This is a genomic window from Ornithinimicrobium sp. CNJ-824 (assembly GCF_001942405.1).
Classification (GTDB): domain Bacteria; phylum Actinomycetota; class Actinomycetes; order Actinomycetales; family Dermatophilaceae; genus Ornithinicoccus; species Ornithinicoccus kibberensis.
The window spans coordinates 127,666-152,898 of record NZ_MKKA01000055.1; the positions used below are offsets into that span (position 1 = coordinate 127,666).

The following is a 25,233-nucleotide window of genomic DNA, read 5'->3' on the forward strand; positions in this document are numbered from 1 at the left end:
GGGCGGCCCGGTTGGGTCGCCCTGGTCAGGCCGGGACGCCCATCCCTTCGTCGTCGTCGAGCTCCTCGCCGAGCCCGTCCCACTCCTCGGTGAACCTCTCCCACGATGCGGTGTCCTGGTCCCAGTCGTGCACGAGCCGCTCCCACTCGGCGACGAGCTGGCCCCGTCCCTTCTCCGGGTCGCCCCCGTCCCCTGCGGTGCGGCCGGACCACCACGGTGGTCGTTCGCCGTGCCACCGGGCCCCGAGGTCCTCGAGCGTGTCGAGCACCGGGGGTGGCTGGGAGTGGTGGACCTGGCCGTACCGGGTGCGGACCCTCACCGCCCGCGTGCCGTCGGCCGCCGTCACCACCTCGGTGCGCAGCTCCTCGGTCTCCTTGTCGAGGTTGCAGGCCCGGCACAGCCCCTGGCCGTTGTCGGCCGTGGTGGCGCCACCGTCCCGTGCCCTGGCCACGTGGTCGACGTCCTGGATCGGTGCGTGGCAGTAGGGCATCGCGCACTCCTGGTCGCGGGCGACCACGAACCTGCGCAGCGGACCGGTGAAGCACCGTCGGCGCCCGTCCACCTCGGCGAGCGTGGAGTCGACCGGGTCGAGCAGGAGCCGTCGCAGCCAGGCCCTGGCCTCGCCGACCTCCACGTCCCGGGTGCTGCCGGAGGCGGCGATCATGCGGGCCAGCGCGGCCGGCACCGGCCCGTAGCCCGGTGCGCGGGCCGGGTCCTCGCCCTCGTCGAGCAGGGCCCGGTCGGTCATCACCAGGCCGATCTCGACGGGCACGCCCTCGCGGGCGGGATCGACGCCGGTGACGCGCCGGACCAGCTCGTCGGCGCGCAGCTGGGCGACCGTGGGGACCTCGCCCTGCCCGGGGGTGCCGTCCCCGCCTCCCTCGGCCGCGGACGTGGCGGCCAGGTGGGCCGCCCGGGCGCTCTCCTCCAGCGACCGGTGCAGGGCGACGCCCTCGACCAGCGGCAGCAGGCCGCTCAGCCGGACCATCCCGTCGGCCGCGGGCCGGATCGAGACGTAACGGTCCCCGACCGCCCTGGCGTGCCGCTCCAGGAACCCGCGCTTGTCCGCCTCGTAGGCCAGCGACGCCGCCCTCCGGGCCAGCCGGCCCTCCGAGCAGGTGCCGAGCGTGGGCGCCAGCAGCGCGTCCACCTCCCGGGCCTGCTCGTCGGTCAGCCCCCTGGTCTCCTTCTCGACCAGCGACGCCGCCCACTCCGAGACCCGTCCCTCACGGAAGGCGGCCAGGGTCTGCGGCAGCCGGTCGTGCAGGGCGCGGGCCAGCCCGATCAGCGACCGGGACCGCTGCGGGGAGACCCTGCGGGCGAGCGACACCTCCAGGGTCACCCCCTCCCGCTCCCGGCGGCGGTGGCCCAGCTCGCCCTCCCTGGCCTGGCGGTCCACCGCCGCCTGCTCGTCCAGGTCGACGGTGACGGCCGCCTGCGCGGCGGCGCACACGTTCTTGAGTCGTTCGAGCTCGGCGAGCGTGGCCACCCGCTCCTCCTGCGTGAGCGGCTCCCCGGGCCCGGCCAGCAGGTCTGCCACCTCGCGGACCCGCACCAGGACCGCAGGGGCCGGGTCGGCCAGCTCCGGGCCGGCCAGGGGCAGCACCGGGACGGGTGCTGCCCGCGGTGGTGCCGGACCACCGTCCGTCGCGATCGGCATACCCTCCATCTGCACGTCCCCACCCCTTCCGTCGGGTGCACCCCTCCTCCCGAGGTGCCGTACCGGCACGCTAGGGCAGAGCACCGACAGGCCTGCTGACCTGCACAGATGTCGATGTGCCAGACTCCACCCGTGAGCAACGCCGCCCGCGACCACGCCGACGACCCCGTCACGCGCCATACCCGCGCCGTCCGCGACCTGGAGAGCGGCATCGAGCGGGACTTCGACCGCAACCTGTCCTACGGGGAGTACCTCGACCTGCACACGGTGCTCTCCGCCCAGCACCCGCGCGCGGTCCCGCCGCGCCACGACGAGCTGCTCTTCATCATCCAGCACCAGACCTCCGAGCTGTGGCTCAAGCTCATGCTCCACGAGCTCACGTCCGCCCGGCAGCTGATCCGCAGCGACGACCTCCAGCCGGCGCTCAAGCGGGTCGCGCGGGTCAAGCACATCCAGCACACGCTGACCGAGCAGTGGTCGGTGCTGGCCACCCTGACGCCGAGCGAGTACGCCCTCTTCCGCTCCTTCCTGGCCACCGGGTCCGGCTTCCAGTCGTGGCAGTACCGCGCCGTCGAGTTCTCCCTCGGCAACAAGAACGCGGACATGCTCCGCGTCTTCGCCCACGACCCGCAGGTGCACGACGAGCTGGAGCGGCTGCTGCACGAGCGCAGCCTCTACGACGAGGTGCTCCACTGGCTCGCGCGGCAGGGCCACCCGGTGCCCCAGGAGGTGCTCGAGCGTGACGTGACCCTGCCCTACGAGGCCTCCGAGGGGGTCGTCGACGTGTTCGCCGCCGTCTACGCCGACCCGGAGCGGCACTGGGTCGAGTACCACGTCGCCGAGGACCTCGTCGACGTCGAGGACAACTTCCAGGTATGGCGCTTCCGTCACCTCAAGACGGTCGAACGCATCATCGGCTCCAAGCGGGGGACCGGCGGCAGCTCCGGCGTGCCCTTCCTGCGGCGGGCCCTGGACCTGACCTTCTTCCCCGAGCTCTACGACGTGCGCACCCGGATCCAGGACGTGACGCCCGACGGGTACCACGGAGGTGAGGGCCGTGCGTGAGGTCCCCACCCGCGACGACGCGCTCGCCCTCGACGCCGCCGACCCGCTCGCGGCCTTCGCCGCCGAGTTCGAGCCGGCACCCGACGTCGTGGCCTACCTGGACGGCAACTCGCTGGGACGGCCGGTCGCCGGGACCGCCGAGGAGATGGCCCGCTTCGTCCGCGAGGACTGGGGCACCCGGCTCATCCGCAGCTGGGACGAGGGGTGGATGGGCTGGCCCGAGCAGGTCGGGGACCTCGTGGGCCGGGCCGCCCTGGGGGCGGCGCCGGGGCAGACCGTCGTGGCCGACTCGACCACGGTGCTGCTCTACAAGGTGCTGCGGGCGCTCGTGGACCACCAGCTGGCCCTCGACCCCGCCCGGACCGAGCTGGTGCTCGACACCGACAACTTCCCCACGGACCGCTACGTCGCCGAGGGGGTCGCCGCCGAGCGGGGGCTGCGGCTGGTCTGGATCGACGTCGACCCGGCGGCGGGTGTCACGCCGGAGCAGGTCGCCGACGCCGTCGGTCCCGCCACCGGGGTCGTGCTGCTCTCGCACGTGGCCTACCGCTCCGGCTGGGTCGCCGACGCCGAGGGGATCACCGGCGTCGTGCACGAGGCCGGGGGGCTGGTCCTGTGGGACACCTGCCACTCCGCCGGGTCGGTGCCGGTCCGGGCCGACGACTGGGGCTGGGACGCGGCGGTGGGCTGCGACTACAAGTACCTCAACGGCGGGCCGGGCGCACCCGCCCACGCCTACCTGACGGCGCGGCTGCACGACGTGCCCACGCTGCGCCAGCCGGTGCAGGGCTGGATGGGGCGGCGCGACCCCTTCCTCATGGAGCAGGGCTACGTCCCCGCCCCGGGGGAGCGCAGCCTGGTCAGCGGCACCCCGCCGGTCGTGGGGATGGTGCCGGTCGCCCGGGGTGCGGGCATGCTCGAACGGGCCGGGATCGAGCAGGTCCGGGACAAGTCGCTGCGCCTGACCGACCTGGCCCTGGCCGTCGTCGACTCCTGGCCGGACGAGCTGGGGGTCGTCGTCGCCAGCCCCCGGGACCGGGACCGGCGCGGCGGGCACGTGACCCTGCGCCACCCCGCCTTCGCGGAGGTGAACCCGCGGCTGTGGGCGCGCGGCGTCATACCGGACTTCCGTTCCCCCGACGGGCTCCGCCTCGGGCCCGCGCCGCTGTCGACCCGGTTCGTCGAGCTGTGGGACGGGCTGGCGGTGGTCCGGGAGGAGCTGGCGGCGGCGACTAGCCTGTCCGGGTGAGCGAGAGCACCGGCACGGATCCCGAACCCACCCGCTTCGACCTCGTCGTCATCGGCAGCGGGTCGGGCAACTCCCTGGTCACCCCCGACTTCGAGGACCGGCGGACCGCCGTGGTCGACCGCGGCATCTTCGGCGGCACCTGCCTCAACGTGGGCTGCATCCCCACGAAGATGTTCGTGCACGCCGCGGAGGTGGCCCACACGGTCCGCGACGCCGCGCGCTTCGGCGTCGACGCCACCCTCGACCGGGTCCGGTGGGACGACGTCCGGGACCGGATCTTCGGCCGGATCGACCCGATCAGCGACGGCGGGCGCGACTACCGCCGGGACGCGCCGCACACCGAGGCCTTCCTGGGGCACGCCCGCTTCGTCGGCGACCGCGAGCTCGAGGTGCGCATCGCCCACCCGGGCGGGGCCCACGAGGTCGGCAGCGTCCACCGCATCCGGGGGGACCAGGTCGTCGTCGCGGCCGGCAGCAGGCCGCACATCCCCGCGGTGATCGCCGACTCGGGGGTTCCGTACCACACCTCGGACACGGTCATGCGGATGGACGAGCTGCCGGCCAGCATGGTCGTCGTCGGGGGCGGGGTCATCGCCGCCGAGTTCGCGCACGTGTTCTCCGCGCTCGGCGTCCGGGTGACCGTCGTCAGCCGCGGGGAGCGGTTGCTGAGCCAGGTCGACGCGGAGATCTCCCGGGCGTTCACCGAGCTGGCGCGCGACCGCTGGCACGTGCACCTGCGCGCCGCCCCCGTGGCGGCCCGCCGGGGCGGGGACGGGGTCGAGCTGGAGCTGGCAGACGGCACGACCGTGACCGGGGAGGGCATGCTCGTGGCCACCGGCCGGGTGCCCAACAGCGACGGCATGGGGCTGGACGTCGCCGGGGTGCAGGTGCGCCCCGACGGGCGCGTCGAGGTCGACCAGCACGGACGGACCACGGCACCGGGCGTGTGGGCCCTGGGCGACGTCAGCTCGCCCTACCAGCTCAAGCACGTGGCCAACCACGAGGCCCGGGTGGTCGCGCACAACCTCGTCCACCCCGAGGACCTGTGGTCCTTCGACCACCGCTACGTGCCGGCCGGCGTCTTCAGCCACCCGCAGGTGGCCACGGTCGGCCTCACCGAGGCGCAGGCGCGCGAGCAGGGGTATGACGTGACGTGCAAGACCCAGGCGTACGGGGACACCGCCTACGGCTGGGCGATGGAGGACACGACCAGCCTGTTCAAGCTGGTCGCCGACCGGCGCACCGGCCACCTGCTCGGCGGGCACGCCATGGGGCCGCACGCGGCGAGCCTCATCCAGCCGGTGATCCAGGCCCTGAGCCTGGGCGGGCCGACGGGGCCGCTCACGGCGCTGCAGCTGGCGCGCGGGCAGTACTGGATCCACCCGGCGCTGGCGGAGGTGCTGGAGAACGCCCTGCTCGGGCTGGAGGTGGCGCCCTACGAGGACGTCACCGCCGACTACGACCCGCAGGGCGAGGACGCCGCCGCGTCGTAGCACCACGGTCCTGTCGGGGCCGACCCGTAGCATGGCCCCATGCCGAGCACGTCGACGTCCCTGCAGCACCGAGTCCGGGACCTGTCCCTGGCCCCCGCCGGCCGCCACCAGATCCGCCTGGCCGAGCACGAGATGCCCGGCCTGACCGCGCTGCGACGCCGCTACGAGGGCCAGGCGCCCCTGGCCGGGGCCCGGATCGCCGGGTCCCTGCACATGACCGTGCAGACGGCCGTCCTCATCGAGACGCTGGTCGAGCTGGGGGCCGAGGTGCGCTGGGCCTCCTGCAACATCTTCTCCACCCAGGACGAGGCGGCCGCGGCGGTCGTCGTCGGTCGGGACGGCACCCCCGAGGACCCGCAGGGGGTGCCCGTCTTCGCCTGGAAGGGCGAGACGCTCGAGGAGTATTGGTGGTGCACCACCCAGATCATGCTCTGGCCGGACGGGCAGGGCCCCAACACGATCCTCGACGACGGCGGGGACGCGACGCTGCTCGTCCACAAGGGCAGGGAGTGGGAGCAGCGCGGCGCGGTGCCGACCGCGGAGGAGGGCGACCCGGAGGAGTGGAGGGTCATCCTCGAGACGGTGCGGTCGGGCCTGGTCGAGGACCCGCAGCGCTGGACCCGGGTGGCCGACGGGATCCGCGGCGTGACGGAGGAGACCACGACCGGGGTGCACCGCCTCTACCAGCTGCACGAGGCCGGCCAGCTGCTCTTCCCGGCGATCAACGTCAACGACTCGGTGACCAAGTCCAAGTTCGACAACGTCTACGGCATCCGGCACAGCCTCCTCGACGGCATCAACCGCGCCACCGACGTCCTCATCGGCGGCAAGGTCGCCGTCGTCTGCGGCTTCGGCGACGTGGGCAAGGGCTGCGCCGAGGCGCTGCGCGGCCAGGGTGCCCGGGTGATCGTCACCGAGATCGACCCCATCTGCGCGCTCCAGGCCACGATGGAGGGCTACCAGGTGGCCCGGCTGGACGAGGTCGTCGGCCAGGCCGACTTCGTCGTCACCGCCACCGGCTGCCGCGACGTCGTGACCGCCGACCACGTGCGCGCGATGAAGGACAAGGCGGTCGTGGGCAACATCGGCCACTTCGACAACGAGATCGACATGGCCGGGGTCGCGCAGATTCCCGGGGTGGAGCGCACCGAGATCAAGCCGCAGGTGCACGAGTGGACCCTGCCGGCCGAGGAGGTCGACGGCGAGCAGCGCCCCGAGCGCTCGGTCATCGTGCTGTCCGAGGGCCGGCTGCTCAACCTCGGCAACGCCACGGGGCACCCCAGCTTCGTCATGTCGACCAGCTTCGCCAACCAGGTGCTCGCCCAGGTCGAGCTGTTCACCCGCCCGGACGACTACCCCCTCGGCGTGCACACCCTGCCCAAGGCGCTCGACGAGGAGGTGGCCCGGTTCCACCTGGAGTCGGTGGGGGCCGACCTGACCGAGCTGACCAAGGAGCAGGCCTCCTACCTCGGGGTGGACGTCGCCGGACCGTACAAGCCCGACCACTACCGCTACTGAGCAGGGGGACCACGTGACCGCCAGCGTTCTCGTCGTCGACGACGACCAGGCCCTCGCCGAGATGCTCGGCATCGTGCTCCGCAAGGAGGGCTACGACGTGGCCACCTGCGGGGACGGGGGTCGAGCCGTGGCGATGTTCCGCGAGCTGCGGCCCGACCTGGTCCTCCTGGACGTCATGCTGCCGACCCAGGACGGCATCGAGGTCGCCCGGCAGCTGCGCCTGGAGTCCGGGGTGCCGATCGTCATGCTCACCGCGCGCACGGACACCAAGGACGTCGTCGCCGGCCTGGAGGCCGGTGCGGACGACTACGTGGTCAAGCCGTTCAAGCCCCAGGAGCTGCTCGCCCGGATCCGGGCCCGGCTGCGCCGGGTCGACACCGGTGACGACGGCCGGCTCGTCGTCGGCGACGTGGTCATCGACGTGGCCGGACACGAGGTGACCAGGGGAGGGGAGACCATCCCGCTGACCCCCCTGGAGTTCGACCTGCTGGCCGCCCTGGCCAGCAAGCCGACCCAGGTGTTCGACCGTGAGTCGCTGCTGGAGCAGGTGTGGGGCTACCGGCACGCCGGGGACACCCGGCTGGTCAACGTGCACGTGCAGCGTCTGCGCTCCAAGATCGAGAAGGACCCGGAGAACCCGCAGATCGTGGTGACCGTCCGTGGCGTCGGGTACAAGGCCGGACATCCCTGACCTGCGGGCGGGGGAGACCGACGCGTCCGCCGGGCGCGCCGAGGCCCCCCGGCGGGTCGAGGCAGGAGCCGCCCCCGAGGCCGGAGCCACCGGCGCGTCCAGGTCCACCGGCGCGTCCAGGTCGCCCGTCCCCGGGCATGCGGACCGGGACGCCGCCCCCGAGGAGCCGTCGGACGTCGCGGAAGGAGCCTGGTGGTATGCCTGGTGGGGCCGGTCCCTGCGAGCCCGCGTCATCACCACCACCGTCCTCGTCGGCGTCTTCCTCTCCGCCCTGCTGGGGACGGTCCTCTACCAGCAGGTCGCCCAGGGCCTGGTGGCCCAGGCCGTCGCCGGCGCCGAGCGGGACGCCTCCCAGCAGGTCGCCCTCGCGCAGGAGGCCTTCGACTCCACCGACCGTCAGGACGACTCCGGCCTGACGCAGACCGCGGACGACCAGGTGCGCTCGATGGCCGGCAACAGCCCCGAGGAGGGGCGCCGGGTCCTGCTCATGCCGGGTCTGGACAACACCCGGGGCGCGGTCGTGCCGCCGACGGGCGTCGGGGTCAACGCCGAGGACCTGCCGCCGGCGCTGCAGGAGGCGATCGCCGCGGACCCGACCAACCAGCAGGTCGTCGTCGTCCCGATGAACCTCGCCGGCGAGACCGACCAGGTGACCTCCGTCGTCGTCGGGTCCCGGGTCAGCCTTCCCCGGGCGGGGGAGTACGACCTGTTCCTCGTCTACCCCCTCGTCCGGGAGCAGGAGACCCTGGACCTGCTGCGTCAGCTCTTCTACGCCGGAGGGCTGGCGCTGTCCCTCCTCGTGGCGGGCGTCGGCTGGCTGGCGACCCGGCTGGTGACCGGCCCGGTCGAGGAGGCGGCCTCGGTGGCCCAGCAGCTGGCCCGGGGCCGGCTGGGGGAGCGGCTCCCGGTCCGCGGCAGCGACGAGCTGGCCCAGCTGGCCACCTCGTTCAACACGATGGCCGACTCCATCCAGCTGCAGATCCGCGAGCTGCGCTCCCTGTCCCAGCTGCAGCAGCGGTTCGTCTCCGACGTCTCCCACGAGCTGCGCACCCCGCTGACCACCATCCGGATGGCCGGCGAGATGCTGCACATGTCCCGGGAGGAGTTCTCCGAACCGGTGGCCCGGTCCGCCGAGCTCCTGCAGCAGGAGCTCGACCGCTTCGAGGACCTGCTCAACGAGCTGCTCGAGATCAGCCGCTACGACTCCGGGGCCACCATCCTGGAACGTCACGACGAGGACATGGTCGCGCTCGTCGGGGCCGCCGCGGACGGGGTGGCGACCCTGGCCGAGCGCCTCGACGTCCTGGTCCGCGTGCACGCCACGACCGCCCCGGTCGTCGTCCGGATGGACGGCCGCCGGATCGCCCGGGTGCTGCGCAACCTGCTCGCCAACGCCGTCGAGCACGGCGAGGGCCGTCCGGTGGACGTCACCGTCGCCGCGACCGAGCACGTGGTCGCCGTGAGCGTGCGCGACCACGGCATCGGCCTGACCGAGCAGGAGGCCGCCCACGTCTTCGACCGGTTCTGGCGGGCCGACCCCTCCCGCGACCGCACGACCGGGGGCACGGGGCTGGGGCTGGCCATCGCCCAGGAGGACGCCCGCGTCCACGGAGGCTGGCTGCAGGTGGGCAGCGAACCGGGCCGGGGCGCCTGCTTCCGCCTGCTCCTGCCCCGCCAGGACAGGTATGCCGTGGCCGAGGCTCCGCCGCCCGTGCCCGGTCCCGACGAGGCGGCCCAGGACACCCGGGTACCCCCGGTGGTGCTGGCCCTGGCCTCCCGTGCCGAGGAGGACGAGCAGCCGTGAGGATCCGACGTCGCGCGCCGCGGCGCGCCGTGCCCGCCCTGGTGGCCGCGCTCGCGCTGGGCGGGTGCGCCTCGGCGCTGCCGACCGACCCCGTGCCCCAGCCGGGGCTGTCGGTGGAGGTCCAGCCGCGCCAGGACGTGCAGCGGTTCCTGCCCTCCCCGCAGCCCGGGGCCAGCCCGGAGGAGATCGTGCAAGGCTTCCTGCGGGCCAACGTGGCTTCGCCGACGACGAGGACGTGGCCCGGGAGTACCTCACCTCCACCCTGGCCAGCGAGTGGGTCCCCACCCGGGACGTGCTGGTCCTGGAGGGCAACCAGACGGTCGAGGAGCAGGCCCCCGGCGAGGTGACGGTGACCACCCCCGTCCAGGGCCGGATCGACGAGCAGGGCCGGCTGACCGAGCAGCCGGTGGCCCCCATCTCCCGCAGCTTCGAGCTGCAGCGGGTGGACGGGGAGTGGCGGATCAGCGCCTTCCCCGAGGGCTTCGGGCTGTGGCTCTCCGCCGCCGACCTCGACCGGGCCTTCCGCCCCTCCACCGTCTACTACCTCAACCCCCACCTCGACCTGTTCGTCCCCGACGTGCGCTGGCTCGCGCTGGGCGACGGGCTGACGACCTCCCTGGCCCGCACCCAGCTCGCGGAGGTGCCGTCCCACCTCGAGGGTGCGGTGCGCACCGGTGGCGGCCCGGACCTGCGGCTGGCGGTCGGGGCGGTGCCGGTGGACCCCACGACCCAGATGGCGGTGGTCAACCTGCAGGGTTCGGGCCTGTCCGACGACCCTGACCGGGTGGCCGACCTGCGCGCCCAGCTCGGCCACTCCCTCCTCGGGCTGCGGGGGGTCAGCGCCGTGGACCTGCGGGTGGCCGGGCGGTCCCTGCTCGAGGACGGGGCGGTCAACCTCGGCACCGAGCTGGGCTACGAGGAGGTGGTCCGCGAGACCGAGGTGGGCCTGCTGCGCATCGGGGAGGAGCTCATCCCGGTCGACCCGACCCGCTACGACCTGCGCAACCTTCCGGCCGCCGAGGTGCGGGACCTCGACCTGCCCCGGGTCGGCATGTCCTGGACGGGGGTGGCGGCGTCGGCCGACCTGTCCGAGCTGGCGGCCGTGTCCGCCGACCGGTCCGAGCTGTGGCGCTGGCGCGACGGCGAGAGCGAGGCGCACGCGGGCATCGGCGACGAGCTGACCGACCCCAGCTTCGACCCGCACGGGGACGTGTGGGTGGCCGGGACCTCGCGCAGCGCCCAGGACCCGCGCGTCTGGGTGCTGGAGACGGGCGACGTCTCCACGCTCGCGCGCCCGGTCGAGGTCCCCTGGCTGGCCGACGGCGAACGGGTCGAGACGCTGCGGGTCTCGCCGGACGGCACCCGGGCGCTGCTCGTCGTCCGGGCCGAGCGGGGCTCGGCCCGGGACCGCGTGCTCGTCGCCGGCATCGTGCGGGACTCCCAGGGGCGGGCCACCGCGCTGGCCGAGCCGTGGCACGCCGCACCGACGCTGGTGGAGGTCGCCTCCGCCCGGTGGGCCTCCACGACCGACCTCGTCGTCGCGGCCCGCCGCACGCAGGACCAGCGGGTCGCGGCGTTCACCGTCCCCCTGGGCGGCTGGCTGGACAGCCTGCCCGACCAGGCCGGCCTGGTCGACGTGCAGGCCGTGCCGACGGGGCAGGGCTTCGTCCCGGTCGCCCGCACGGAGGACGGACGGCTGCACACCCGCGACGGACCCTCCGTGTGGTTCGGCGCCCGCAACGGCGACGAGCTCATCGTCCCCGGCACCTGACCCGGGGCAGCCGGGCCCCGGATGTGGACGCGCCCGCGCGGCCGCCCGCCCCCGGGGGATGCTGGGGGTATGCCGTGGCGCCCCGGGGAGGACCTGCTCCACCTCCTCGAGCTGGCCGCCCCGACGGCCTGCGGCGGCTGCGGCCGGGCGGGCACCCGGTGGTGCGTGGCCTGCCGACAGGCGCTGGCGGCGGGGTCGGCCCGACGGTGGACGCCGACCCCCTGCCCGCCGGGGTTCCCCCCGACCTGGACGCACACGGCATACCGCGACGAGGTCCGGACCGCCGTGGTCGCCTGGAAGGACGGCGGCCGGGCCGACCTCACCGCCGTCCTCGCCGTCCCGCTGCGGGGCGTCCTGGCCGCCGCGCTCGCGGCGTCCCCGGACCACCTGCGGACGCTGCGGGGGACCGGCCGCCTCCCCCTGGTCCCGGCCCCGTCGGCCCGGGCCGGCACCCGGGCGAGGGGCGAGCACCGCGTCGCCGCGCTGTGCCGGGAGACGACCCGGGGCCGCCGCGCCCGGCTGCCGACCGTGGACGCGCTCCGGCTCGCCCGACGGGTCGAGGACCAGGCCGGGCTGGACGCCGAGCGGCGTCGGAGCAACCTGGCGGGCGCGGTCCAGGTCCGGCCGCGGGCGGCGGACGGGCTGGTCGGGCTGCCGTGCGTGCTCGTTGACGACGTCGTCACGACCGGGGCAACGCTCGTGGAGTGCGCCCGCGCGCTCACCGCGGCCGGGGCCGGACCGGTCCTCGCCGTGACCCTGGCGGCCACGCACCGACGGTCCTCCGGGGCGCCCGCCCGGAGGCCGAGGGGTCGACTGTCCGAAGCGACGGGTGCGGACTAGTGTGGGTGCATGGAAGCACTCCTCGCACGGGCCAGGGGGTGAGGCCGCTGGATCGAAAGGCGCCACGGACGACGCCAGAACGTACAGCACCACCCATCTTCTGCATGGAGGACTCAATGGAACTCACCGTGACCGGTCGCAAGAGGGACGTCTCCGAACGGTTCCGCAGCCACCTCGAAGACAAGCTCGACAAGATCCCCCAGCTGGCCCCTCGCGTGCGTCGCACGGAGGTCGTCATGACCCACGAGGCCAACCCTCGTCAGGCCAAGGAGTCCGAGCGCTGCGAGATCACCTGTCACGTCAACCGCCAGGTCGTCCGTGCCGAGGCCGCCGCTGACGACGAGTACGCGGCGGTCGACCTGGCCCTGTCCAAGCTCACCGAGCGCCTGCGCCGCCTCAACGACAAGCGCCGGATCAGCCACACCGGCAAGCACCGGCTGCCGTCCGTGGCGGAGGCCACCCGCGGGCTGCCGACCGAGCCCCTCGCCGGGTCCGCGGACGAGGAGCCGCGGGCGCACAGCACCGAGGAGGCGCTGGACGAGGACCTGCAGACCGAGGGCAACAGCCCGATCGAGATCCGCGAGAAGGTCCACCCCTCCACGCCGATGACCGTGGGCCAGGCGCTGTCCCACATGGAGCTGATCGGTCACGACTTCTTCCTCTACCACGACGTCGACTCCGACCAGCCCAGCGTGGTCTACCGGCGCCGTGGCTGGTCCTACGGCGTGCTGCGCCTGGACCTGAACGGCACCTCGCCGGCCGAGGGCGAGCAGGACGACGACCGCGCGCCCGAGTCCGACGCCGTGGCGTCCTGAGGCCCGCACCCTCCTGACGTCCTGACGTCCCGCCTGCGGGGCCCGTCACCCTCGGTGGCGGGCCCCGCCGCGCGCGTCAGCGGAGCACGGGCGGGCGGTCCACGAGGCCCCACGTGCGTCGGTGGGCTCTGGCACAGTGGCCGGATGAGCCGGGTCCCCACGATCAGCCTGGAGCAGGCCCGTCGCACCGCGCTGGCCGCGCAGGGGTTCGCCGACCCCCGGCCCGCTCAGGTCACGATGCGCCACGTCCAGCGTGTCGTCGACCGGGTGCGGGTCGTGCAGATCGACAGCGTCAACGTGCTGGTGCGCACCCAGTACCTGCCGTTCCTCTCCCGGCTGGGCCCCTACGACCGCGGCCTGCTCGACCGGGCCCGCGACGGCGGGCCGGGCCGCCGCCCCGCCCGGCTGGTGGAGTACTGGGCGCACGAGGCCTCGCTGGTGCCGCTGCCTACCTGGCCCCTGCTCGCGTTCCGCATGGCCGAGGCGGGCGAGCGCGCCTGGAGCCGGTCGATCGCGCAGAGCCACCCGGGGCTGGTGGACGCCGTGCTGGGGACCGTGCGGGAGCACGGCCCGCTGACCTCGCGCGAGGTCGAGGCCCACCTTCCGCACGGCGCCTCCCGGACCGGCGAGGGCTGGGGGTGGAACTGGTCGGCGGTCAAGAAGGCCCTCGAGCTGCTCTTCTGGTCGGGGCGGATCACCTCCGCCGGGCGGACGGCCTCGTTCGAGCGACGCTACGCCGATCCCGTCGACGTGCTCGGCCCTGAGCTGGTCCAGCGCCGTGACCAGCTGCTGGACGAGGACCCGCAGGAGGCCGTCACCGAGCTGCTGCAGCTGTCGTTGCGCGCCCACGGGCTCGGCAGCCGACGCTGCCTCGCGGACTACCTCCGGCTGCGCGGCCCGCGGGTGGACGCCGGCCTGGTCGCGCTCGAGGAGCGCGGCCTCGCCGAGCGGGTGCAGGTGCGCGGGTGGGACCAGACGGTATGGCGTGACCCGGCCGCCCGGTCTCCGCGCGCCGTGCCGCGGGCGGCGCTGCTGAGCCCGTTCGACTCCCTCGTCTGGCAGCGTGAGCGCACCGAGGCGCTGTGGGGGATGCGCTACCGGCTGGAGATCTACGTGCCGGCGCACCTGCGGGTGCACGGCTACTACGTGCTGCCCTTCCTGCTCGACGAACGGCTCGTCGGACGGGTCGACCTCAAGGCCGACCGGGCCGCCGGGCGGCTGCTCGTGCGGTCGGTGCACTGGGAGCCCGGGGTGGACCGGGCCGTCGCGGCCCGGGCGCTGGAGGAGCAGCTCGGGCAGATGGCCGGGTGGTTGGACCTGTCGCGGGTGGACTTTGCCCAATCGTGACCTTCCGTCCGCCCCCGCGTTGACGTTTCGCCACCACGACGCCGCCGATCCGTCCTAGGGTCCAAGACGGTGCGTCCCGGACGCGCCAGCCCACCCCCGAGAACGAAGGACAGTGCGATGACGCATCCTCCACGTCGACGGCGGGCCGTGGCGGTGACCGGAGCGACGGCGCTCCTGGCCAGCCTCCTCGTCCCCACCGCGGCTTCAGCTGACAACCACACCGACGTGTTCGTCAGCGAGATCCACTACGACAACGACGGTGCGGACGTCGGCGAGGCGATCGAGGTCCAGGCCCCGGCCGGGACCGACCTGACCGGCTGGACGTTGGCGCTCTACAACGGGTCGAACGGCGAGTTCTATGAAACGCTTCAGCTTGTCGGCGTCGTCCCGGACACGGGAGTCGTCGTCCTCGAGCACGCTGGCATCCAGAACGGCGGCCCGGACGGTCTGGCCCTGGTGGACGCCAGCGGCCAGGTGGTGGAGTTCCTCTCGTACGAGGGGACCATGACCGGCGTGGGCGGTCCCGCGGACGGGATGACGAGCACCGACATCGGGGTCCAGGAGGGCTCTTCGACCCCGGTCGGAGAGTCGCTCCAGCTCATCGACGGGGTCTGGACGGGCCCACTGGCCGAGAGCTTCGGTGTGATCAACGGCGCCGCGGACCCGGGTGACCCGGGAGACCCGGGAGACCCGGGTGACCCGGTCGACGTCTGCGAGGTGGAGTCGACCCCGATCGGTCAGGTGCAGGGGACCGGAGAGGCCACCCCGCTGGACGGCCAGACCGTCACCATCCGTGGCACCGTGGTCGGCGACTTCCAGCAGGGTGGCTTCGACGGCTACTACCTGCAGGACGCCGGTGACGGCGACCCAGCCACGTCCGACGGCATCTTCGTCTATGCGCCGAGCGGTGAGGAGGTATCCGTGGGCGACGTGGTCGGTGTCACCGGCACGGCCACCGAGCACTTCGGTCTGACGCAGGTCAAGGACGTCACGACTGAGGTCTGCGCGATCGGTGCGGAACTCCCGGCAGCCACCGTGCTGGAGATGCCCGTCCGGGACCACGAGCCCTACGAGGGCATGCTGGTCACCTATCCCGAGCAGCTGTCCATCCTGGAGTACTACAACTACGGCAGGTACGGCGAGCTGGTGCTCGGCACGGGCGACGGGACGGACCGGCAGTACCAGCCGACGGCGATCTACGAGCCGGGGTCGTCCGAGGCGGTGGCGCTCGCCGAGCACAACGCGGCATACCGGATCACCCTGGACGACGGTCTGAGCTGGCAGAACCCCGCGTTCCTGCGGCACCCCAACGGGGAGGAGTTCACCCTCGAGAACAGCTTCCGCGGCGGTGACCTTGTCTCGAACCTGACGGGCATCCTGGACTACCGTTTCAGCACCTGGAAGGTGCAGCCGACCGAGCCGGCGGAGTACACGGCCGTGAACGAGCGGCCGGACGTGCCCGAGGTAGGTGGCACGACCACCGTGGCGTCCTTCAACGTGCTCAACTACTTCACCACGCTGGAGAGTCGCGGTGCGGACACGGTGGCGGAGTTCGAGCGGCAGGAGGCCAAGATCGTGGCCGCCATCAACCCGATGGACGCAGACGTCGTCGGCCTGATCGAGATCGAGAACAACGGCGACGTGGCCGTCGGCACGCTCGTCGATGCGCTCAACGAGGCCGTCGGCGAGGACCGGTGGGCCTTCATCTCGACCGGGAAGGTCGGCACCGACGCCATCACGACGGCGTTCATCTACCAGCCGGCGGAGGTCACGCCGGTGGGCGACTTCGCGGTGCTCGACTCGTCCGTCGACGAGCGCTTCAACGACGAGAAGAACCGGCCGGCGCTGGCGCAGACCTTCGAGGAGAACCTCACCGGAGCCCAGTTCACCGTCGTCAACAACCACCTGAAGTCCAAGGGGTCGGACTGTGACGACCTCGGTGACCCGGACACCGGCGACGGCGCAGGCAACTGCAACCTGACGCGCGCGGCCGCGGCCGACGCGCTCGGTGACTGGGCCAACAGCGACCCGACCGACACCGGCACCGAGGACGTGCTGATCATCGGCGACCTCAACTCCTACGACAAGGAGGACCCGATCGACGCTCTCGAGGCTGACGGCTTCGTCGACCTGCTCGCCATGCGCCAGGACGAGTACGCCTACAGCTACGTCTTCGACGGGATGCTCGGCTACCTCGACTACGCGATGGCCAGCACCTCGATGCTCGAGAACGTCACCGGTGCGGCCGCGTGGGCCATCAACGCCGACGAGCCGAGCGTCATCGACTACGACATGTCCTTCAAGAGGGACGCCCAGGACGCCCTCTTCGCCCCGGACCCCTACCGCTCGAGCGACCACGACCCGGTCATCGTCGGACTCGACCTGGACGTGGAGGCACCTGAGGTCGACGCCTTCGTCGAGCCACCCCACATCTGGCCCGCGAACGGGAAGTGGCGCAACGTCACCACGGTGATCGACGCGACCGACAACCTGGACGAGGACCTGACGATCACCCTCGTCGGGGCCGAGGCCAGCGAAGGCGGCAAGGTCGAGGTCGTCGACGACGCCCGGTTCCGCGTGCTCGCGGTGCTCGGGGCGGAGTACACCTTCACCTACGACGTCACCGACGACTCGGACAACACGACCACCGTCACCCTCACGGTGACGGTGGAGAAGCCGGGCAAGGGCAAGGGTCTCGACAACGACAAGCCCGGAAAGCCCGGCAAGCCGGGCCGACCCGGAGGACGGTGAGCCTGACCGCTGACCGGTAGACATCTGGCACGGGGTGCAGGGGACCACGGTTCCCTGCACCCCGTCCGTCGTCGGGACGGTTAGCCTAGACAGGTGCCGAAACTGTTCGAGAAGATGCTGCGCGCCGGTGAGAAGACCGCGTTGCGCCGGCTGGAGACCATCGCCAAGCAGGTCAACGCCCTCGAGGCGGACTTCGAGGGGCTGACCGACGCCGAGCTGCGCGAGGAGACCGACAAGTTCAAGGCGCGCTTGGCCGACGGGGAAACGCTGGACCGGCTGCTGCCCGAGGCGTTCGCCGCCGTCCGGGAGGCGTCCAAGCGCACCATCGGCAAGCGGCACTTCGACGTGCAGATCATGGGTGGGGCCGCCCTGCACCAGGGCAACGTCGCCGAGATGCGGACCGGTGAGGGCAAGACGCTCGTGGCGACGCTGCCGTCCTACCTCAACGCCCTCACGGGCAAGGGTGTGCACGTCATCACGACCAACGACTACCTCGCCCAGTACCAGTCCGAGCTCATGGGCCGCGTGCACCGCGCGCTGGGCCTGGAGACCGGCTGCATCCTGTCCTCGATGACCCCGGCCCAGCGCCGGGAGCAGTACGCGATGGACATCACCTACGGCACCAACAACGAGTTCGGCTTCGACTACCTGCGGGACAACATGGCCTGGTCCCTGGCCGACCTCGTGCAGCGCGAGCACCACTACGCGATCGTCGACGAGGTCGACTCGATCCTCATCGACGAGGCCCGCACCCCGCTGATCATCTCCGGCCCCGCCGACGCCGCGACGAAGTGGTACACCGAGTTCTCCAAGCTCGTCCGCCGTCTGGAGCGGGGCGAGGCCGGCGACTCGCTGCGCGGCATCGAGCCCTGGGGCGACTACGAGGTCGACGAGAAGAAGAAGACCGTGGGTGTCCTGGAGCGGGGGATCGCCAAGGTCGAGGACTACCTGGGCATCGACAACCTCTACGAGTCGGCCAACACCCCGCTCATCGGCTACCTCAACAACGCCATCAAGGCCAAGGAGCTGTTCACCCGCGACAAGGACTACGTCGTCATGGACGGCCAGGTCATGATCGTCGACGAGCACACCGGCCGCATCCTGCCCGGCCGCCGCTACAACGAGGGCATGCACCAGGCGATCGAGGCCAAGGAGGGGGTGGACATCAAGAACGAGAACCAGACCCTGGCCACGGTGACCCTGCAGAACTACTTCCGCATGTACGACAAGATCTCCGGGATGACCGGCACCGCCCAGACGGAGGCCGCCGAGCTGCACTCGATCTACAAGGTCGGTGTGCTGTCCATCCCCACGAACCGGCCGATGATCCGCAAGGACCAGCCGGACCTGGTCTACCGGACCGAGGAGGCCAAGTTCCGGGCCGTCGTCGACGACATCGTCGACCGGCACCGCAGGGGCCAGCCCGTCCTCGTGGGCACGACCTCCGTGGCCAAGTCCGAGTACCTCTCCGAGCAGCTGCGCCGCCAGGGCGTGCGTCACGAGGTCCTCAACGCCAAGCACCACGAGCGGGAGGCCTCGATCGTGGCCGAGGCCGGCCGCAAGGGCGCGGTCACCGTGTCCACGAACATGGCCGGCCGCGGCACCGACATCATGCTCGGCGGCAACCCCGAGTTCCGTGCGGTGGCGGCCCTGTCCGCCCGCGGCCTCGACCCCACGGAGACGCCCGAGGAGTACGAGGCGGCCTGGGACGGCACGCTGGCCGAGGCCGAGGCCGCGGTGGCCAGCGAGCACGACGAGGTCACCAGCCTCGGGGGCCTCTACGTGCTGGGCACCGAGCGGCACGAGTCGCGCCGCATCGACAACCAGCTGCGCGGTCGTGCCGGCCGCCAGGGCGACCCGGGGGAGAGCCGGTTCTACCTGTCCCTGCAGGACGACCTCATGCGCATGTTCAACGCCGGGATGGTCGACCGCGTCATGTCCAGCACCGGCGTCTCCGACGACGTCCCCATCGAGTCCAAGCTGGTGTCCCGGTCGATCGCCAGCGCGCAGTCGCAGGTCGAGGCCCAGCACTTCGAGACCCGCAAGAACGTGCTCAAGTACGACGACGTCCTCAACCGCCAGCGCGAGGTCATCTACGCCGAGCGGCGCAGCGTCCTCGAGGGGGAGGACCTGCACGAGCAGGTGCGCCACTTCGTCAACGACGTCGTCGCCGACTACGTCCGTTCGGCCGCTGGCCTGGGCCTGGCCGACGGGATCGACCTGGAGGCGCTCTGGGAGGACCTCGGCCGGGTCTACCCCGTCCAGATCACCGTCGACGAGGTCGTGTCTACCGCCGGCGGCCGCAACGCCGTGAGCGCCGACCTGCTCGTCGAGGAGCTCACCTCCGACGCCCAGCACGCCTACGACCAGCGTGAGGAGACGGTCGGCCCGGAGCTCATGCGCGACGTCGAGCGTCGCGTCCTGCTGCAGGTGCTGGACCGCAAGTGGCGCGAGCACCTCTACGAGATGGACTACCTCAAGGAGGGCATCGGCCTGCGGGCGATGGCCCAGCGCGAACCGCTGGTCGAGTACCAGCGCGAGGGCTACCAGCTCTTCCAGGCGATGATGGAGGCGATCAAGGAGGAGGCCGTGCGGTTCCTCTTCCACGCCGAGGTCAAGCCGGCCGAGCCGGTGGCGCCCCGGCCGCAGGAGCAGCTCACCTTCGTCGCGCCGACCGAGGACGGCTCGGCCGAGGCGCGCCGGGTCCGGGAGGACGGCAGCCACCCGGAGGACGCGCCGGCGCAGCAGCCCGCCGCGGTGGCGGGTGCCCCCGAGGCAGGCACCAACCGGGCCCAGCGCAGGCGCGCCCAGCGCGCGCGCTGAGGACACCGGCCAGGTCGACGGGCGGGCGCAGCCGGCCACGGCGGGACACCCGGTTCAGCCGAGCTCCCAGGCGGTGATCAGCCAGCGCCCGTCGACCCCGCTCATCCGCATCGCCAGGGCGCGGACCCGCCCGTCGGCCTGCACGACCGCCGAGACCTCGCAGACGCCGTCGGCGGGGAAGCTGGTCAGCATGGTGCGCACCACCGGGGGGCGACCGGTCCGCCGGCCCCGCCGCCGGGCGAGGAGCCCGCGGCGCTGGGCACGTTCCCGGATCTCCGGGACGACCCATCGGCTGAGCTGGTCGGGGGACCGGCTGCCCTCGTAGGCCTCCAGCACCGCCCGGATCATCCGCAGCGCCCACGGCCCGGCCTCGGGCAGGTCGGGGGTGGAGGTGGCCTGGGGGCCGAAGAAGCTGTCGTCGTGCCGGTGGCGCAGGTCGACCGCGAGCCGTCCCTGGACGTACCGCGGCGTCGAGGCCGGCTCGGGGGGATCGTTCCAGTCCTGCCCGTCCGCGGGCGGCTCCACCACCGGGGCGGGCAGCACGCGCAGCACCCTGGGCGCCTCCGTCCGTCCCGCCGCGGGCGACAGGGACCGCGCCGCCGAGCCGCTCACCGGTCCGCCCCCGTCGGGACGACCAGCACCTGGCCCGGCAGGAGAAGATCGGGATCCTCCCCGATCAGCTCCCGGTTCGCGGCGTACCAGCGGGGCCAGGCGTCGGCCACGTCGCGTCCGTCGCCTGCTCGCCGAGGTGCCGGGCGGCGATGGACCACAGGCTGTCACCCCGGTGGACCACCACGTGGTCGGCCTCCTCGGAGGACCCGTCCGCGGCACCGGCACCGCCCGTGGTGACCAGGGACGCCGACGTCGCCGTGGCCTGCGCCGTGCGTGAGCGGCCTGGGGCGTCCGCGGTCGGGGTCCACCCCGGTATGGGCACCGTCGTCCCGTCGGGGCGGACGGGTGATCCCGGCGGCGCCGACGGCCTCGATGCACCGTCCGACGAGGCCCCGTCGACGCCGGGGGACAGGTGCGCCACCACCTGTGTGCCGTCCGTGGGGGCGACGCCCGCGTGGGCCGCCGTGGGCCCTGCGCCGAGAGCGGCCGCGGCCAGCAGGGCGGCGGTCACCCGGCCGGCCGCCCCGGCCGTGACGGAGGGTGCCACCCCGCGGGCGCGCTGACGGGTCGCGCCCCCGGCCGGGACCCTCCCCCGGGGGCCCAGCAGCGGAAGCGTGGCCGCGGCCACGACCACCGTCAGCCAGATGGCGACCCCGGCCGCGACGGCTGTGCTGAGGAAGCCGACGGCCCCGTCGAGCGGCACCGGCCCGAGTCCCGGCCACTGCCCGAGGGTGCTTCGCACGAGCCAGACCGTCAGCCCGCCCGACGCCACCGTGACCCCGGATCCCAGGGCGGCGGCCCGCTCCCGTGTCCCCATCTGTTCCTCCTGGATGCGTTCGGTTGCGTGTATTTGCGTCTTGATACAGCACGATAGGGCAGTCAGAGTCGTGCGGCAACGGGGGTCGGCGCGGACTGTGGACGGGGCGTGGTCGCCCGTCCGGTGCGGCTGGCACGATGCCGTCATGCGGTGGGACGACCTCTTCGAGGACCTCGGCGCCCAGCTGGAGCTGCTCGAGCGGCAGGAGCGGGCCGCCGAGGTGGCCGAGCACACCCGGTCCGAGCGTGGCACCGTGCGACTGGCCGACCGCCTCGCAGCCGCGCTCGACGGGCCGCTCCGCGTCCGCGTGCGGGGCTACGGCTGGCTGGAGGCCGTGCTGCGCGACGTCGGCACCGACTGGCTGCTCCTCGAGCAGGGTGGTGGGCAGGGGGCCCCGTCCCGCGAGCTCATCGTGCCCGCCGCGGCCCTCACGGCGGTCGAGGGGCTCACGCGGCGGGCGGACGACGGGGAGTCGGTGGGCAGCCGACGGTTCGGGCTGCGACACGCCCTGCGGGCGGTGAGCCGCGACCGGGCGGTCGTGCGGGTGCACGACGTGGACGGGGACCACGTGACCGGCACCCTCGACCGGGTCCTGGCCGACCACTGCGACCTAACCAGGCACGCCGACGACGAGCCCCGACGGCCGGGGAGCACCCGTGGCGTCCTGAGCCTGTCCTACGCCGCCGTCGCCCTGGTCCGCCGCCTCTGATGCAGCCCGCTCAGGGCTGGTCCGCCGTGCCCTGCCGGATGGCGTCCCTGGTCTGGTCGTACATGCGCTGGATGTAGGCCTCCAGCTCGGTGTTCTCCACCCGCCACACCCCACGTCCGCCGAGCTTGATGCCCGGGAGCTCGCCGGAACGGACCAGCGCCTTGACCTGCGACAACGAGACGTTGAGCGTCTCCGCCACGTCGGTGAGGGTCAGGAAGCGGGGGGCGGCCACGAGGGGTCCTTTCGTCGGTCTTGACCGAGATTTTACGGTTCGTTGGCCCACCCTTGACCGGCCTGTGGACAACAATGGCTGCCGCGCCCCCGGGCCGGGTACCGTCGGGCCGCCGCCGAGCACACCGCAGAAGGGGGAGCCTGTCATGCCCACGACCACCTCGGCCGACGCCGCCGCCGAGCCGCGTCGGGTCCGTCGGCTGGAGCGGCCCGGCTGGCGGGACGTGCGCCTCGTGGTCGGGGTCCTGCTCGTGCTGCTCTCCGTCGCCGGCGGGATCCGGCTCGTCGCCTCCCTCGACGACACCACGCCGGTGTATGCAGCCACCCGCGACCTGCTGCCCGGCCAGCCCGTGGGGGAGGGGGACGTGGTGGCGGTGCCGGTGCGGATGGAGGAGTACATCGCCCGCTACGTCGACGGCTCGGCCCCGTTGCAGCCGGGGACCCACCTGCTCCGGCAGGTCCGGGCCGGTGAGCTCGTGCCCGCGGCGGCCCTGGGGACGGCACGGGAGGCGCTGGACAAGACGGTCAGCGTGCCGGTCGACGTGTCCGCGGCCCGCACGCTGGAGGCGGGGACCGTCGTGGACGTCTGGGTCAGCCGACGCGACCCCGACGCCCTCGGGGAGGCCTACCTGGACCCTGAACGGCTGCTCGCCGGCGCCGTGGTGGACCACGTCCCGGCGGCCAGCTCGGGCCTGGGGGCGGGCGTGGGCCGCACGGCCGTGCAGGTCGTGGTCCCGGCCGACCGGGTGGGGGACCTCATCGCCGCGGTCGACCAGGGCTCCCGCACCACGCTGGTCCCTGCGCCCCGGGCAGGCTCGGAGCAGGGCCGATGACCCAGCCGCTGGTCACGGCGGTCGCCCCGCGGTGGGAGGTGGGCCTGGCGGGGACCCTGTCGCGGTCGTCGCGGGTCCGCGTGGTCCGCCGGTGCGCCGACGTCGCCGAGCTGCTGGGTGTCGTGGCGGCGGGGGTCGGGCGGGTCGCGGTGGTCTCCAGCGACCTGCGCGGGCTGGACCGCTCGGTCGTGGACGCCCTCGGGGACCAGGACGTCCTCGTCCTCGGGGTGCACCCGCCCGACGACGAGGCGGCCGAACGGCTCCTGCGCCGCTGGGGCGTGGCGGTCACGGTCCCCGCGGACGCCGACACCGCCGCGCTGGACGGGGCCCTCGTCGCGCTGCTGGACCCTCCCGGCCCCGCTGCCACCCGGACGCCCGGGCAGGGCAGGTCGCCCGCCATACCTGCGGCCGGCAGCGCCGACGCCGGCGTGGGCGAGTCGACCCCGGAGGGTGACCCGCCCCCGGCGCGGCCCACGCCTGCGCTCCGTGGGGGGCGGCCCCGGGAGGAGGGCCCCGACGACGCGGGGTCCGAGGGCCTGGGCTCCGGCGTCGGGCGGGCCGACGACGCGGCCCGCCCGGCCGGCCACGAGGACGGCTGGGCCATGGACCGGCCGGTTGCGGACGGCGACCTGGACGACGACGACGGGACCGACGGGCCGGGGGCGGACGAGGGGGCCGGGCCGGACGAGGGGACCGGGCCGGACGAGGGGACCGGGCCGGACGAGGGGACCGGGCCGGACGAGGGGACCGGGCCGGAAGGAGGGGGAGGTCGTGGTGGTCTGGGGACCGGTCGGCAGCAGCGGCCGGTCCACCGTCGCCGCCAACCTGGCCGCCGAGCTGGCCGACCCCCTGCAGCCGGTGGTCCTGGTCGACGCCGACACCTACGGGGCGAGCCAGGCGCAGCTCCTCGCGGTCCTCGACGAGGTGCCGGGCGTGGCCGCCGCCGCTCGGGCCGCCGACCAGGGGCAGCTCGACCGCGAGACCCTGGCACGGCTGGCCCCTGAGGTCCGACCCGGCCTGCGCCTGCTCACCGGCCTGCCCCGGGCCGACCGGTGGCCCGAGCTGCGCGACGTGGCCCTCGCCGACGTCCTCGCGCAGTGCCGTCGGCTGGCCCGCTGGACCGTCGTGGACGTCGCCCCGCCCCTGGAGCAGGACGAGGAGCTCTCCTTCGACACCCTCGCGCCCCGGCGCAACGGGGCGGCGCTGACGGCCCTCGAAGCGGCGGACCGGGTCGTGGTCGTCGGGACGGCCGACCCCGTCGGGCTCCAACGCCTGGTCCGGGGCCTGGACGAGCTGGCCGGGCACACCGTCGCGCCCCGCTCGGTCGTCGTCACCCGGGTGCGGCCCGGCCCGGTCGGTCCCGACCCGGGACGCCGCATCCAGGAGACCCTGACGCGGTTCGCGGGCACCGGCCCGGTGCACCTCGTCCCCGAGGACCAGGACGCCCTGGACGCCGCCCTCCTCCACGGCCGGCTCCTGGCGGAGGTGCGGCCCCGCAGCGCGGCCCGGACGGCGCTCCTCGGGCTGGCCGACGAGGTGGCCGGGCGCGAGCCGCAGAGCCGTCGCGAACGGGCTGCCGGCCGCTCCCGGGGCTGGCTGGGCCGGCGGCTCGCCCCCGCCTGACCGCGGTCGGCGCCGGGCGTGCGCGTCTGACACGATGGGAGCGTGCACGACGTCGCGCACGGAAGGGAGATCGCATGGTGACGGTGCGTTGCTACGTCCCGCTCAGCGCCGACGAGCTGGCCCGCCTGCAGACCGAGCGCCGGCTCGACGGTCCACGACCGGGGTATGCCGTGACCGGCCCGGTCCGGGAGGAGCGGGCCGCGGGCGACCAGGAGGAGTGGGAGTACGCCGCCCTCCAGGAGGCGGCGCAGGCCCTGCGCGCCCAGGGCGCCCCCGTCGTGCTGGCGGCCGTCGACCTGACGGCCGACCAGGTGGACGCCTCCCGGCCCGAGGTGCCTGCGTCCAGGTGGGCGACGTCGACCTTCCCCGGGTGGCCGCGCTGCACGTGGGCGACGACGTCGTCACCGGCGACCGGCAGGCGCTCGACGGCCAGGACGAGGAGCTGGAGCTGTCCTGGTACGACACGACCGAGATCGCCCACGTCCTCGACCTGGCCCGGGCCTGCCCGGCAGCCCCCGACCGGCCCGACCAGCCCGACCAGTCCGGCGCGGGCTGACCCGCGGCCGACCCAGCCCCGGGCC

The 25,233-nt window shown here is 73.8% G+C and carries 21 protein-coding genes and 1 pseudogene; 18 read left to right on the forward strand and 4 right to left on the reverse strand.

Features of this window, described 5'->3' with window-relative positions; all coding sequences use genetic code 11:
- Nucleotides 1–25: 25 nt before the first annotated feature.
- The gene (locus tag BJF81_RS13555; protein ID WP_143780858.1) at nt 26–1,660 is read right to left on the reverse strand and encodes an HNH endonuclease; all 1,635 of its coding nucleotides are present in this window, start codon (nt 1,658–1,660) and stop codon (nt 26–28) included.
- Nucleotides 1,661–1,792: 132 nt separating this feature from the next.
- Between BJF81_RS13555 and kynA the strand changes: the two genes are divergently transcribed.
- The 12 genes from kynA to secA all read left to right on the forward strand — a co-directional run bounded on the left by kynA (nt 1,793) and on the right by secA (nt 19,827).
- A complete protein-coding gene (gene kynA / locus BJF81_RS13560; RefSeq protein ID WP_075958785.1) occupies nt 1,793–2,725 on the forward strand; it encodes a tryptophan 2,3-dioxygenase in 933 nt (310 codons plus the stop codon).
- Entirely contained in the window at nt 2,718–3,974 is a 1,257-nt protein-coding gene (locus tag BJF81_RS13565) for a kynureninase (protein WP_075958786.1), read from the forward strand. The genes kynA and BJF81_RS13565 overlap by 8 nt, the downstream gene beginning before the upstream one ends.
- Complete coding sequence (locus BJF81_RS13570) at nt 3,971–5,467, forward strand: mycothione reductase (RefSeq protein ID WP_075958787.1); 1,497 nt, start codon at nt 3,971–3,973, stop codon at nt 5,465–5,467. Before BJF81_RS13565 ends, BJF81_RS13570 begins: the two co-directional genes overlap by 4 nt.
- A 39-nt stretch (nt 5,468–5,506) precedes the next feature.
- Nucleotides 5,507–6,985, forward strand: coding sequence for an adenosylhomocysteinase (gene ahcY, locus BJF81_RS13575; protein WP_075958788.1), 1,479 nt, complete (start codon nt 5,507–5,509; stop codon nt 6,983–6,985).
- A 13-nt stretch (nt 6,986–6,998) separates the two neighbouring features.
- The gene (gene mtrA, locus BJF81_RS13580) at nt 6,999–7,676 is read left to right on the forward strand and encodes an MtrAB system response regulator MtrA (protein ID WP_075958789.1); all 678 of its coding nucleotides are present in this window, start codon (nt 6,999–7,001) and stop codon (nt 7,674–7,676) included.
- A complete protein-coding gene (gene mtrB / locus BJF81_RS13585) occupies nt 7,645–9,480 on the forward strand; it encodes an MtrAB system histidine kinase MtrB (protein ID WP_075958790.1) in 1,836 nt (611 codons plus the stop codon). Before mtrA ends, mtrB begins: the two co-directional genes overlap by 32 nt.
- Before the next feature lie 235 nt (nt 9,481–9,715).
- Nucleotides 9,716–11,251, forward strand: a complete 1,536-nt coding sequence (locus BJF81_RS13590) for an LpqB family beta-propeller domain-containing protein (protein ID WP_075958791.1) — start codon at nt 9,716–9,718, stop codon at nt 11,249–11,251.
- Between the two features lie 69 nt (nt 11,252–11,320).
- Nucleotides 11,321–12,091, forward strand: a complete 771-nt coding sequence (locus BJF81_RS20565) for a ComF family protein (RefSeq protein ID WP_075958792.1) — start codon at nt 11,321–11,323, stop codon at nt 12,089–12,091.
- Between the two features lie 116 nt (nt 12,092–12,207).
- Nucleotides 12,208–12,906 carry a ribosome hibernation-promoting factor, HPF/YfiA family gene (gene hpf / locus BJF81_RS13600; protein WP_075958793.1) on the forward strand — a complete coding sequence of 233 codons (699 nt, stop codon included), beginning with the start codon at nt 12,208–12,210 and terminating at the stop codon, nt 12,904–12,906.
- A gap of 144 nt (nt 12,907–13,050) precedes the next feature.
- On the forward strand, nt 13,051–14,253 hold the full coding sequence (locus tag BJF81_RS13605) for a winged helix-turn-helix domain-containing protein (RefSeq protein WP_075958794.1): 1,203 nt from the start codon (nt 13,051–13,053) through the stop codon (nt 14,251–14,253).
- Nucleotides 14,254–14,370: 117 nt separating this feature from the next.
- Nucleotides 14,371–17,004, forward strand: coding sequence for an ExeM/NucH family extracellular endonuclease (locus BJF81_RS13610; protein WP_143780859.1), 2,634 nt, complete (start codon nt 14,371–14,373; stop codon nt 17,002–17,004).
- Nucleotides 17,005–17,097: 93 nt separating this feature from the next.
- Entirely contained in the window at nt 17,098–19,827 is a 2,730-nt protein-coding gene (gene secA, locus BJF81_RS13615; RefSeq protein WP_075958796.1) for a preprotein translocase subunit SecA, read from the forward strand.
- A gap of 54 nt (nt 19,828–19,881) precedes the next feature.
- Here secA and BJF81_RS13620 read toward each other — a convergent pair whose 3' ends face one another.
- Complete coding sequence (locus tag BJF81_RS13620; RefSeq protein ID WP_143780860.1) at nt 19,882–20,370, reverse strand: Rv3235 family protein; 489 nt, start codon at nt 20,368–20,370, stop codon at nt 19,882–19,884.
- A gap of 133 nt (nt 20,371–20,503) precedes the next feature.
- The gene (locus BJF81_RS13625; protein ID WP_075958798.1) at nt 20,504–21,256 is read right to left on the reverse strand and encodes a hypothetical protein; all 753 of its coding nucleotides are present in this window, start codon (nt 21,254–21,256) and stop codon (nt 20,504–20,506) included.
- A 145-nt stretch (nt 21,257–21,401) separates the two neighbouring features.
- Here BJF81_RS13625 and BJF81_RS13630 point away from each other — a divergent pair, with 145 nt between their 5' ends.
- Nucleotides 21,402–21,965 carry a hypothetical protein gene (locus tag BJF81_RS13630; protein WP_075958799.1) on the forward strand — a complete coding sequence of 188 codons (564 nt, stop codon included), beginning with the start codon at nt 21,402–21,404 and terminating at the stop codon, nt 21,963–21,965.
- A gap of 10 nt (nt 21,966–21,975) precedes the next feature.
- On the opposite strand, the gene BJF81_RS18705 is transcribed toward BJF81_RS13630, so the two are convergent.
- Nucleotides 21,976–22,197: a helix-turn-helix domain-containing protein gene (locus tag BJF81_RS18705; protein ID WP_075958800.1), complete on the reverse strand. Its 222-nt coding sequence runs from the start codon at nt 22,195–22,197 to the stop codon at nt 21,976–21,978.
- A 145-nt stretch (nt 22,198–22,342) separates the two neighbouring features.
- Between BJF81_RS18705 and BJF81_RS13640 the strand changes: the two genes are divergently transcribed.
- From BJF81_RS13640 to BJF81_RS18135, 5 genes and pseudogenes are all read left to right on the forward strand, one after another.
- Nucleotides 22,343–23,029, forward strand: a complete 687-nt coding sequence (locus tag BJF81_RS13640; RefSeq protein WP_075958801.1) for a hypothetical protein — start codon at nt 22,343–22,345, stop codon at nt 23,027–23,029.
- Nucleotides 23,026–24,033, forward strand: coding sequence for a hypothetical protein (locus BJF81_RS21160; protein WP_083664236.1), 1,008 nt, complete (start codon nt 23,026–23,028; stop codon nt 24,031–24,033). The genes BJF81_RS13640 and BJF81_RS21160 overlap by 4 nt, the downstream gene beginning before the upstream one ends.
- A complete protein-coding gene (locus BJF81_RS17670; protein WP_342447150.1) occupies nt 23,963–24,652 on the forward strand; it encodes an AAA family ATPase in 690 nt (229 codons plus the stop codon). The genes BJF81_RS21160 and BJF81_RS17670 overlap by 71 nt, the downstream gene beginning before the upstream one ends.
- A 74-nt stretch (nt 24,653–24,726) precedes the next feature.
- Nucleotides 24,727–24,972, forward strand: a pseudogene (locus tag BJF81_RS21635) (DUF6912 family protein); the annotation flags it as partial.
- Between the two features lie 26 nt (nt 24,973–24,998).
- Nucleotides 24,999–25,208 carry a hypothetical protein gene (locus BJF81_RS18135; protein WP_075958803.1) on the forward strand — a complete coding sequence of 70 codons (210 nt, stop codon included), beginning with the start codon at nt 24,999–25,001 and terminating at the stop codon, nt 25,206–25,208.
- Nucleotides 25,209–25,233: the final 25 nt, after the last annotated feature.

Excerpts from the sequence above, each read along its gene's own strand:
- BJF81_RS13555 (WP_143780858.1), bottom strand. The coding sequence starts at position 1,660 with ATGCCGATCGCGACGGACGGTGGTCCGGCACCACCGCGGGCAGCACCC.
- ahcY (WP_075958788.1), top strand. The coding sequence starts at position 5,507 with ATGCCGAGCACGTCGACGTCCCTGCAGCACCGAGTCCGGGACCTGTCC.
- BJF81_RS20565 (WP_075958792.1), top strand. The coding sequence starts at position 11,321 with ATGCCGTGGCGCCCCGGGGAGGACCTGCTCCACCTCCTCGAGCTGGCC.
- hpf (WP_075958793.1), top strand. The coding sequence starts at position 12,208 with ATGGAACTCACCGTGACCGGTCGCAAGAGGGACGTCTCCGAACGGTTC.
- BJF81_RS13605 (WP_075958794.1), top strand. The coding sequence starts at position 13,051 with ATGAGCCGGGTCCCCACGATCAGCCTGGAGCAGGCCCGTCGCACCGCG.
- BJF81_RS13610 (WP_143780859.1), top strand. The coding sequence starts at position 14,371 with ATGACGCATCCTCCACGTCGACGGCGGGCCGTGGCGGTGACCGGAGCG.
- BJF81_RS13625 (WP_075958798.1), bottom strand. The coding sequence starts at position 21,256 with ATGGGGACACGGGAGCGGGCCGCCGCCCTGGGATCCGGGGTCACGGTG.
- BJF81_RS13630 (WP_075958799.1), top strand. The coding sequence starts at position 21,402 with ATGCGGTGGGACGACCTCTTCGAGGACCTCGGCGCCCAGCTGGAGCTG.
- BJF81_RS13640 (WP_075958801.1), top strand. The coding sequence starts at position 22,343 with ATGCCCACGACCACCTCGGCCGACGCCGCCGCCGAGCCGCGTCGGGTC.
- BJF81_RS21160 (WP_083664236.1), top strand. The coding sequence starts at position 23,026 with ATGACCCAGCCGCTGGTCACGGCGGTCGCCCCGCGGTGGGAGGTGGGC.